Raw genomic sequence first — 10470 nt, 5'->3', positions numbered from 1 at the left:
GACCGCGTGGGGCAACCCGCGCGTCGACGACACCTTCTTCAAGGACATCAAGGCCGAGGGCTTCAACTCGGTCCGCATCCCCGTCAGCTGGGGCAACCACACCGGCCCGGCCCCCGACTACACGGTCGAGCCCGCGACCATGGCACGCGTGCAGGAGATCGTCGACTACGCGCTGGACGCGGACCTCAAGGTCATGATCAACATCCACCACGACTCCTGGCAGTGGGTCACGAACATGCCCACCAAGCACGACGAGGTCATGGCCCAGTACAACTCCACCTGGACCCAGATCGCGAACACGTTCAAGGACTACCCGCAGGAGCTGGTCTTCGAGTCCATCAACGAACAAGGCTTCACCGGCTCCTCCGGCGCCGAGGAGGACCACCGCTACATGGCTGAGCTGAACGGCTCGTTCCACGACATCGTGCGCTCCTCCGGCGGCAACAACGCCGACCGCCTCCTGGTGCTGCCGACGCTCCACACCGGATCCGACCCGGGCGACATGGACGCCCTCGCCGCCGAGATCGAGGCGCTCGATGACCCGATGCTGGCAGCGACCACCCACAACTACAGCTTCTGGCCCTTCAGCGTGAACGTCGCCGGGTACACCACCTACAACGAGGAGGTGCAGAACCTGCAGGTGGAGAACTTCCAGAGTCAGGTCGACACCTTCGTCTCCAAGGGCATCCCGGTCATCATCGGCGAGTACGGCCTGCTCGACAACTACGACAACAAGGTCGAGCGCGGCGAGTACCTGAAGTTCTTCGAGCACTTCGGCTACCTCGCCCGCACCGCGGGCATCACGACCATGTGGTGGGACAACGGCACGCACTACGACCGCTACAAGCGCCAGTGGCGCGACCAGGAGCAGTTCGACTACATCTCCACGGCATGGACCACCCGCTCCGGCACCGCCTCTACCGACAACGTGTTCGTCGACGCCTCGGACAAGGTCAAGGACAAGTCGGTCACCCTGAACCTCAACGGCCTCGAGTTCGAGAAGGTCCGCTTCGGGAACACCACCCTGCGGGCCGGCACGGACTACGCGTTGGACGGCACCACCTTGACGATCAAGGCGAAGTTCCTGAAGCGCATCCTCGGCGACCGAGAGATCGGGACAAGCGCGCAGCTGAAGGTCCTCTTCTCCGACGGCATGCCGTGGAAGCTCAACTTCATCAGCTCCGAGGACCCGGCCGTCGAGGACGCCTCCGGCACCAACGAGTCGCTGCTGATCTCGGCGGCGTTCAACGGCGACCAGCTGGCCACGATGGAGTCCGTCTACGCCGACGGCACCGGAGCCGGGTTCCACAACTGGACTGCCTTCCCTGAGTTCTGGGACGACTTCCGGCCGGACTACGAGAACGGGACCATCCAGCTGACCAAGCGGTACCTGGACAGCCTCAAGGACGGCGAGCCGGTGTCCCTGACGTTCCACTTCTGGAGCGGCCAGACGCTGGAGTACACGGTGACCCGCGACGGCGCCACCGTCACCGGCACCGCCTGACCTGCTGAAACCTTCGGGGGCGGCGCGAACGCGCCGCCCCCGACGGCATGTCCCGAGCAACCCTTCGACGTCGAGGAGACGCGACTCCGTTGAGCACCCATGCGCCAGAACCCGGCGACCGATCCGCCCGGGGACTACTAGTCGGCACCAACTACCACCCGCACGACTCCGGCCCCTCGACGTGGCAGCGCGACGTCGCCATGATGCGGGACGCCGGCATCCAGATCGTGCGACTGGGCCATCTCGCCTGGGACACCTTTGAACCGACGGACGGCGAGTTCCGGTTCGAGTGGTTCGACGAGGTCATGGACCTGATGCACGACAACGGCGTCCGCGTCATCCTCGACATCGCGGTGCGACCCGCGCCGCTCTGGCTGCACCGCAAATACCCCTCGATCGACGTGACCGACGCGAACGGGAACCGCCTCTACGCGAACCACCGCTACATGGACGACGTGGGCGACCCGCAGTTCCGGGCGCACGCGAGACGGTTCGCCGAAGCCCTGACGAGCAGGTATGCCGATCACCCCGGGCTGGAGGCGTTCGGCGTCGACAACGAGCCCGGGGACGGGCCGATCTCGTACTCGGAGCACGTCCGGGTCCGCTACATCGACTGGCTCAGAGGGAAGTACGGGACCGTCGACGCGCTCAACCTGGCATGGGCGGGGCAGCGGTGGTCGCGGCGGATCGGGGACTTCGAGGAGGTGGGCCTGCCCCTCTCGGGGACGGTTCCTGGGGCGCCGGAACGGGTTCTCGACTTTCGCCGGTTCGTCTCGTACGAGGTGGACGCGTATCTGAACGAGCTGCTGGACGTCGTCGCCGCCCACGCGCCCGACGCCCTGACCACCACGAACATGTGGTACTACAGCCCGAAGAAGCACTTCGACTACGCGCCGATCGCCTACACCGGGCGGTTCGCCCGCGCCGGAAACGGCTTCTACCCGGGCACCGGGATCATCGGGGCGGGCGGCATCCGCCACGCCCTGTTCGGGATCGCGCGTATCCAGTACGAGAACACCACCCCGTTCTGGTGCACCGAGTTCACCACGATGATGGCCGCCCCCGGCTCCATCCGGAGGTCAGCCTACGCCACTCTGATGCTCGGCAACCAGCTTGTGTGCGGGTGGACCTGGCAGACGATGCACGCGGGGGAAGAGCAGTTCCTCCAGGGCATGGTCGACTGGGACGGCCGCCCCAATCGCGTCCTCGGGGAGTACCGGCAGATCGCGGAAGAGTTCGCGAAGATCCAGGACCGCGGCTTCCCCTATCGGCCGCGTGCGGAGATCGCCGTCGTGCTCGACTTTGCCAGCCAGATCGCGGGCGCTGCCTACCCCGAGTCGCACGAAGACCAGGCTCAGACGGCTTTCGAGGCGGTGCTCGACGCGAATCTTGACGTGCGCGTCGTCGACCTCAGGCTCAGCAACCTGGACTACAAGATCCTCCTCGTGCCCGGCGTGGCGGTGCTCGACGAGGCGAGCGCCGCGAAGATCCGGGACTTCGTCGCCCGAGGCGGCACCGCGATCATGACCTCGTACTCCGCGACGCTCGACGCGTCGGGCCAGGCGTTCACCACCACCCGTCCGGGGCTGCTGGACGACGTCTTCGGCATCCGGGTGGGTCCCTACGAGGAGGCGGCAACTCTGAACGAGCTGCCACGGGGGCGTACGGGCGACCAGGAGATCGACGTCGACGTCGACGGCAGCACCGTCACGGTGTCGGTCCCGCGTTTCGACGTCGTCGAACCGGGCACGGCCGGGACGGTTGGTCGCTCGGCCGGACTCGGCCAGGACCATCCGCTGGTGACCGCCAAGCGGTTCGGTGCCGGGCGCGCCGTCTACGTCGCGCTGCCGGCTCGCCGGGAAGTCCTGGACCTGCTGCTCGAGGGGGAGATCGACCGGCACGGCATCGCCCGAGGGCCCCTCGTGCCGCCGGGCGTGATGGCCCGCGCCATCGACGACCGCCATGTGCTCTACCTCAACCTGGACGCAGAGCCGAAACCGATCACGATGGAAGGCAGAGCGACCAGCGTTCTGTACGACACCGACTATGAGGGAGGTTTCACGCTCGGCGCGTATGACGCGGACTTCGTCGAGCTCGGCTGAGCGTCAGGCTGCGGGTGTCCGGCTCCCGCGGTCGAGTCTTGTCTTGTCAGGACCGAAAGCTGGCCCGGTACTCCGTTGGCGTGCGGCCAGTCAGCTCCCTGAATGCGGCGTTGAACGCCGACAATGACGTGTATCCGACCATGAATGCAATCTTGGTTACCGGGGTGTCACCAGCAGCGAGCTCCTCGATCGCAGCCAACACCCGCATGCGGCGCAGGACTGCTCGCCAGGTCATGCTGGTCTCCTCCTCGAAGCGCCGGGCCAGCGACCGCGGCGCGAGGCGAACTTCGACTGCCACGTCCTCGAAACGGACCTCACCGCCGAGCCTCTGCTCGGTGAGCTCAAGGGCCCGGCGCAGCTCCGGTGACCGACCCGCCGGCACGACGACGGGGCTCGGCTGATGGGCGAGCCGCCAGGTCACCGCGGCGAGCGCGGCGAACAGCGTCTCCGCGTACGCCGTCAGGGGTTCGTCGTCCTCGCCCCACGTACGGCACTCGGCCAGCAGTGTGCGTGCCAGCGGGTTGAGGTCGAATACGGTCAAGGGCGCCGGCGGGGCCGGAGTGAATTCGGTATCGAACAGGATCGACGCGGTCGTGACCGGCCGCGGGATGCTCACCCGGATCGGCTGGCACGCCTCGATCAAGGCGGCCCGCGCTGGTGGCAGCAACCACGCCTGCCCGTGCGCCTCCAGCCGAAGGCTCCCGGCGGAGGCGCAGAGCAGGTAGTGGCGGTCTACACACAGGTCGCGAGCGGGCTCCGGCGCGAACGTGCGAACGAAGCTGTACGCCCCGCGGGTCATCGACGGTCTCGCACGAGCCGACCCTATAGGTCCGTCGCGACGCCGGTCAGACCACGGTCTCCAGCAAGTTGGCGTGAAAGCGCCTGCTCACCGGGGCTCCGATCATCATCGGCCGGATCGCCTGGCCTGATCGCGCGAAGGAGTCCGAGCCCAGGTAGTCCGCGAAGGAAGCCTCGTCGTCCCACTCATGGACGACGGCGATCGCCGTGTCGTTCTCACGCGCGGCGTAGACCCGGAAAGCGATATTGCCTGGCATGGCGCGTACCTGATCGGCCTCGGCGTCGAACTGGGCGAGGGCAGTGGGACGGTCGGTGGCAGCAGTGCTGAAGTCGAGGATTGCGATGAACACGAGGACCTCCTGAACAAGGCGGCGGCTGCCGCGGATTGGATGACCCGATCCTCTGGCAGCACCCGTCCAGCCCGCCTCCGTCAGCCGGACGCGTTCACGCTCCCAGCGGACACTGCCTCAGACTGTGTCCGTGACGACCTGCGAGGTGCCCGTCTGTCCAGAGATTCATCCCGCGCTGGCGGGCAGGTTCAGCCCGGTCCGGTTCGATCCGGTCGCGGTGGTCAGCTCGGCCCAGCTCGACACGTTGCTCGATGCGGCACGCAAGGCGCCGTCGGCGGGGAACTCCCAACCGTGGAGGTTCGTCGCGGGGTTGCGTGGCGACGACGTGCACTCCAGGATTGTGCGTCATCTGGCCCGCAGCTCGTCGGCATGGGCGCCCATGGCGTCGCTCCTGGTGGTCAATCTGGCCCATACCCGCGTCGAGGGCGCGATCGACTGGGAGTACTCGGAGTTCTCCCGCTACGACCTCGGTCAGGCAGTGGCGCACATGACCATCCAGGGGCTTTCGATCGGCTTGGACGCGCACCAGTTCCGGGCGTTCGACCGAGACGCCGTGGCGGCTGAATTTGCGGTGCCGTCGCATTGGGAAGTCACATCGATGACGGCGTTCGGTGTCGCTGCGCACGCGGCCGGGGACGTCCGCTCGCCTGGTACCAGTCGCGAACGCGCCAGTATCGAGGACATCACCTGGGCGCGCGCATGAGCCTCCCGCGCAGCGCGTCCTGACTGTGCCGACGCGCAGACGGCGAGGGCCCTGAATCCCCAGTTCACAAGGGGACTCAGGGCCTCGTTCCGGCTCCCGCGGTTGGACTTGAACCAACGACCGTCCGGGGTGAGTTCGCCGTCAACCGGTTGAGACCCAATGTGACGTGTTATGTGCTCTGACCTGCGGTGGAGTTGCCTGAGATCAGAGTGGACCGTGCCGTTCCGGCCTATCGCGACGCAGTGCCTCGCAATGAAAGTGCGGCGTAGGTGCGTCGCAGTCGTTAGTTCAGCCTAGCGCCAGTTGTTCATGGAGGGCGCACAGGCACAGGACAATTGACCCCTGCAGGCGGGGAGTGCGGACGCAGCCTCGTGCCCGTACGGTTAATGCGTACGCCGCCGTTGCTGAGTGGGCCAACGCCGGAGGAGAGAACCTTGGGCCGACGTGTTATTCGCCAAATGACCGTGCTAATCGTTGCAGCGGTGTTGGTGGGGACTGGAGTGGGTGCAGCAGTCGCCTCCGAGAGTTCGGCAGCGTCCTCGACGGGTACCGAAGGGGACTCAGGGTCAGGAAGCCCGCGGTATTCGTGGATGGCCGACTCCGAGGCCGAAGGTGCCAGGGCGAACGGGCTGGCGGCTTGGCCGACCGTGACATGGGGTGCGTGCGGAATCTTCGACGAGAACCTGAAGATCATTCGAGCGTTCAAGGGTCGTTCTCAGGCCCATATCGGTGGAAGGTCCATCACGTATGGCGGCTCTAACTTGACATGTGGCAGTGACGCGTGGGGATATAGGCATATCGTCAAGAGGCACCTGAGCCAGTGGGAGTCGAGGGCCGCAATCGCACAAGAGAATTGGCGAGATACCGCTGACTACGGAATCCATTGGGCGCTGAGTGACCCGGACAAGATCACGTACCGCGCGTCCAACGATACTTTCTGCTACTCACGCAAGATCCTGCTGGTCGACAATCGCACTAACGAGGTCGTAGGGTCGTACTATCCCATGGTTTCGGTGGCCCGCGTAAGTCATCGCATCATCACCGCCTACCCCTCAGGAACACAGTGCTGAACTCCGACTCCACGCCGGACCTTGCCCGCGACCTGATTTCCCGTGGCGGCAAGGTTCTGGACCACATTGCAGTCAACGCTCACGAGGCTCGTGCCCTCGTGCAGGTGTCGTCCGAAGCCACTCCTGTCGAGTTCGTCATCGACCTACAGGGGCTGGAGCGATTCATCGAGTCGGTCCACGACAACGTGCGCGACGTCTTCCCTGATGTTGACTCGATCGAGGGTGGGCTTCGGCTCGCGTCTGAGCATCTGTGGGAGGAGATCGGCTCTGCAGAAGCTATGGTCGTCGCGGTTGGTGTCGATCGGCAGGGCCAGACCTGGCGCCGCACAGAGCCTGCGCCACCGCCGAGCGCCCCGCCCGCGGGCGATTACCGCTGGGCTGCGGATCGTGAGGGCTTCGATTCGCCATAGTTCGGTTAGAGGGACTTCTATGGCGCGGCGCACTTGGCGTTCATGGTGCCGTGTCGAGTTGCTGTGGCGCGGTGGGAGCAGACCCGAGGCGACACCGACTCGGGGTGGGTAGGTCCCACACGAGACGCTGGTCTGGCCGCGACGGTCGCCCGGTGGAGCGGAGTGAAGGTCCGGCAGAGCCCTTCTGATCAGGGCTGACGGCGAAACGACGAGGCCCCGAATCCCCACGTCAAATGGGAATTCAGGGCCTCGTTCCGGCTCCCGCGGTTGGACTTGAACCAACGACCGTCCGATTAACAGTCGGATGCTCTGCCAGCTGAGCTACGCGGGATCGCGTTCGCCCGTCCCGTGCACCGGGAGGGCGACCGGTGAAAACTCTAACAGGTTCCGGCGGGTAGTCCTGCCTCAAATCCCATCGATGGCGCAGCGGCGTCGATCACACCGCAGGGACGGGTAGACGGCACGCGAGACGAGCCCTTACAGCACGGACCAGGGCGCCTGGGAGGCCCTGTCAGTACCGGTCCCAGCGGGATTCGCTGACGGCGCGTGGGCGTTACATCGTGGAGTGGCCGACCACGCCACGAGGTCAGCGGAAGGGGTGCCGGAGGCGCCCGGGAGGAGGAGGCATGAGCAGCTGGACCGAGCAGGAGCTGCAGCAGGTCGACAAGACCGACGAGCTACAGGTCACGTCGCACCGACCGGATGGCACGCTGCGTCCGTACGTCACGATCTGGACCGCCCGGGTGGGCGACGACGTGTATGTCCGTTCGGCGTACGGCCCGGACAACGGGTGGTTCCGTCGCGCCAAGGTCTCGGGCACGGGCAGGGTCCGGGTGGGCGGCGTCGAGCGCGACGTCCGCTTCGAGGTTCCCGACGACGATGTCCACGCCCAGCTCGACGACGCCTACCGCGCCAAGTACGGCCGGTACTCGGAACGCATAGTCAGCACCGTCGTCGGTCCGGAGCTGGTCGCGGCGACGCTGCGCGCGGTCCCGCAGGACTAGCCGCGCTTCAGGCGGGTAGCCCCGCCGCGCTGCGGACCCGGGCCTCGGCGGCGTCGATCGCGCCCGCCACGTCCGGGTCGGCGAGGTCGACGTCGCGCCCGCCGATCACCTGGGAGAACAGCTCGCCGTCCGCCCGGCGTCGGACCGCCACGCGGGCGGAGCGCCCGCCCGGCAGCTTGACGGGCTCCGCGAGGACCACCGACCACTGCACGCGCTCGCGCAGCACCTGCGGGAGCACGGAGCGCCGGCCGTCGAGCGTCAGCGGGGTGGGTTCTTCACCGTCGACCCAGTGCACCCGGATCACGTTGGACTCCATGTCGTAGGTCGCGCGGTCGACGTCGGCCCACTCACGGTGCACGACGACGGACGGCGCGCCTCGCGACTCGGCGTCGTCCTGGCCGGACGGTGCCTCGGGTGCGGAGATCATCAGGAGCTCGGCTCGCGTGGCGAAGGCCCATGCCTCGCCCGACGACGTGATCAGTGGCGCCCGGGTCAGCACCGAGTCGGTGCTGTGCGAGCGCACGGCACGGCGGACCGCCTTCTGCGGGCGGTGCCCGAACCACGATCGGAACCCCATGGCCCCACCGTAGTGCCGCACGCTGGGGGAGCGAACGAGGCCGGTCCCGTGTCCCCGTCGCCGACCCGGTGGTCGAGGTGCATAGTTCACCCGCTGTCCGGTCGGCGCGCTGGCGCCGGTTGCCGTAGGTTCTGGCCTCGTGACCGTGACGAACGCTGCGACCGCTACTGATCCCGCTGGCGCGACGGTCGGAGGTACGGCGAGGGAGCGGCGCGAGGCGAAGCGCCGCCGCCGGCGCAACGCCCGGGCGGTGGTCGTCGCGACGCTCGTGGTCGTCCTCGCGATGGGCGGGGGTGGTCTCGCCTGGCACGTCGTGTCGGAGACGGACGACCTCGCCGCGCAGAACGCCGCGGCCAGGCAGCTCCTGTCGGCCTCCGACGGCAAGGTGGCCGAGCAGGCGTCCCGGGTCAGCCTCTCGGCGCAGATCGCCGAGGTCGACACCCTGCTGGCGGAGCCGGTCCTCACACGCATCACCACCGGGACGGCGGACGCGCGGGAGTCCCTCGGAGCGGCGACCAGCGCGGTCCAGGCCTCGATGGTCGAGTTCGCGCGCGGCGAGGTCACAGCGGCCCGCACGAGTCTCGAGACCACCGAGGCGCGCGCCAAGAAGGTCTACATGGCGACCGAGGGCAAGGGCGTCGACGACGTCGTCCGGGCGCGCCTGCAGGAGGCCCTGACCACGTCGGCCGCTGTCGACGACGCCGCGAACACCAGCCTCGCCGGTACCGACCTCGTGGCGCTGGAGAAGGCCGCGCTCGACCTGAGCACCAACAGCTCGGTGGTCGCCATGGCGACGGACACGCTGTCCGACGCGCAGGACGCGATCACCTGTCCCGAGCCCGACCACACGTGGGACCCGGACAGCGGCAAGATCCCGAGCTCGGCGCTGTCGCCGATCCCGTGGGCTCCTACGCACTTCGTGCGGACTGACGTGCTCGACGGTCTGGTCGAGCTCGACGCCGCGTACCGCAAGGCGTTCGGCGAGCACCTGACGATCAACTCGTCGTACCGCTCGTACGAGTCGCAGGCGGCCATCTACGACCCGTCCTCACCGATCGCCGCGCCGCCCGGCTGCTCCAACCACGGCATGGGGGTCGCGGTCGACATCGGCGGCGGCGTGGAGACGTTCGACACCGGGCAGTACAGCTGGCTCAAGGCGCACGCCAAGACTTACGGCTGGGTCCATCCGGCGTTCGCGGAGCCGGACGGGCGCGTGCCGGAGCCGTGGCACTGGGAGTCGGTGCTCGCCCGCGCGGGCGAGTGACGCCGCGCCGGCCTGCCCGGTGTCCCGGCCGCTGATCGTCGCCGGTCTGTGCGGAGCGTGCGGTTCGTCCGGTTCGACGTGCGAGTGGGCGTGGGCGACGCGAATGTCGAGGTAGTACGGCGCAACCGTGCGTCGTGCCGGGGAAAGGAGACCAAGGTGCCAACGTGGCTCATTCTCATCCTGGTCGGCGTAGCCCTCGTCATCCTGGGGGTTGCTACGGACATCGGCCAGTTCCTCATCTGGATCGGCGTGATTGTCCTGGTGGTCAGCTTGATCCTGGGCCTGGTAGGCCGCAGCCGGGTCTAGCGCAAGCAGTCCGGCGAGGCGCGGGTCGCGAAGGCGATCCCGTGCGACACGTGTTGCCGTGAGTAGACGCTGTCCACTCACGGCAACACACATGTCCGCGTAGGCGTGGTCGCCCTGGCTGCGAGGGCGCCACGCACCACCGCTCGGTGAAGTGATCACACACGTCGTCGGCTCAAGGGCTTGCCATCTGAGAAACCGGTTACTAGGATCCGGGAAACCGGTTACCCATGGATCCAGATCTCATCCGGTGTCTCGCTCCAGCGTTGGGGCGGATGCGCCTGGAGATGCCATGTCGCGCGAACGAACCACAGCACTGTCCCGCATTCAACGACGAACGTGAGGCAATGACGATGAGACGACCAAGAGCTGTCCAGATCCTCTC

11 protein-coding genes and 1 tRNA gene are annotated in these 10470 nt (G+C 67.4%); 8 read left to right on the top strand and 4 right to left on the bottom strand.

The window, feature by feature from the left end:
- A partial coding sequence (locus ACFT2C_RS23885) for a cellulase family glycosylhydrolase (protein ID WP_377209575.1) occupies positions 1-1504 on the top strand: 1504 nt, incomplete at its 5' end.
- Between the two features lie 89 nt (positions 1505-1593).
- On the top strand, positions 1594-3606 hold the full coding sequence (locus ACFT2C_RS23880) for a beta-galactosidase (protein ID WP_377209574.1): 2013 nt from the start codon (positions 1594-1596) through the stop codon (positions 3604-3606).
- A 46-nt stretch (positions 3607-3652) separates the two neighbouring features.
- Here ACFT2C_RS23880 and ACFT2C_RS23875 read toward each other — a convergent pair whose 3' ends face one another.
- A complete protein-coding gene (locus tag ACFT2C_RS23875) occupies positions 3653-4405 on the bottom strand; it encodes a helix-turn-helix domain-containing protein (RefSeq protein ID WP_377209573.1) in 753 nt (250 codons plus the stop codon).
- Between the two features lie 46 nt (positions 4406-4451).
- On the bottom strand, positions 4452-4754 hold the full coding sequence (locus tag ACFT2C_RS23870) for a putative quinol monooxygenase (protein ID WP_377209572.1): 303 nt from the start codon (positions 4752-4754) through the stop codon (positions 4452-4454).
- 130 nt (positions 4755-4884) lie between these two features.
- Here ACFT2C_RS23870 and ACFT2C_RS23865 point away from each other — a divergent pair, with 130 nt between their 5' ends.
- The 3 genes from ACFT2C_RS23865 to ACFT2C_RS23855 all read left to right on the top strand — a co-directional run bounded on the left by ACFT2C_RS23865 (position 4885) and on the right by ACFT2C_RS23855 (position 6937).
- Positions 4885-5457: a nitroreductase family protein gene (locus ACFT2C_RS23865; protein ID WP_377209571.1), complete on the top strand. Its 573-nt coding sequence runs from the start codon at positions 4885-4887 to the stop codon at positions 5455-5457.
- Between the two features lie 590 nt (positions 5458-6047).
- Positions 6048-6527: a hypothetical protein gene (locus tag ACFT2C_RS23860; RefSeq protein ID WP_377209570.1), complete on the top strand. Its 480-nt coding sequence runs from the start codon at positions 6048-6050 to the stop codon at positions 6525-6527.
- Positions 6521-6937: a hypothetical protein gene (locus ACFT2C_RS23855; protein ID WP_377209569.1), complete on the top strand. Its 417-nt coding sequence runs from the start codon at positions 6521-6523 to the stop codon at positions 6935-6937. Before ACFT2C_RS23860 ends, ACFT2C_RS23855 begins: the two co-directional genes overlap by 7 nt.
- A gap of 258 nt (positions 6938-7195) precedes the next feature.
- Here the strand turns inward: ACFT2C_RS23855 and ACFT2C_RS23850 are convergent.
- A tRNA-Asn gene (locus ACFT2C_RS23850) sits at positions 7196-7268 on the bottom strand.
- A 295-nt stretch (positions 7269-7563) separates the two neighbouring features.
- Here ACFT2C_RS23850 and ACFT2C_RS23845 point away from each other — a divergent pair.
- Entirely contained in the window at positions 7564-7941 is a 378-nt protein-coding gene (locus ACFT2C_RS23845) for a DUF2255 family protein (protein ID WP_377209568.1), read from the top strand.
- Positions 7942-7948: 7 nt separating this feature from the next.
- On the opposite strand, the gene ACFT2C_RS23840 is transcribed toward ACFT2C_RS23845, so the two are convergent.
- Entirely contained in the window at positions 7949-8518 is a 570-nt protein-coding gene (locus ACFT2C_RS23840; protein WP_377209567.1) for a hypothetical protein, read from the bottom strand.
- A 145-nt stretch (positions 8519-8663) separates the two neighbouring features.
- On the opposite strand from ACFT2C_RS23840, the gene ACFT2C_RS23835 reads away from it, so the two are divergent.
- Positions 8664-9782 carry a D-alanyl-D-alanine carboxypeptidase family protein gene (locus tag ACFT2C_RS23835; protein ID WP_377209566.1) on the top strand — a complete coding sequence of 373 codons (1119 nt, stop codon included), beginning with the start codon at positions 8664-8666 and terminating at the stop codon, positions 9780-9782.
- Between the two features lie 156 nt (positions 9783-9938).
- Positions 9939-10088 (top strand): hypothetical protein, encoded by a 150-nt coding sequence (locus ACFT2C_RS23830; protein ID WP_377209565.1) that lies wholly within the window; start codon positions 9939-9941, stop codon positions 10086-10088.
- The last annotated feature ends 382 nt before the right edge of the window (positions 10089-10470 follow it).

It is taken from the genome of Promicromonospora sp. NPDC057138, from assembly GCF_042670845.1.
GTDB lineage: Bacteria > Actinomycetota > Actinomycetes > Actinomycetales > Cellulomonadaceae > Promicromonospora.
The sequence above is the reverse complement of the archived record's forward strand: the minus strand, read 5'-3'. Positions and strand labels throughout refer to the sequence as shown.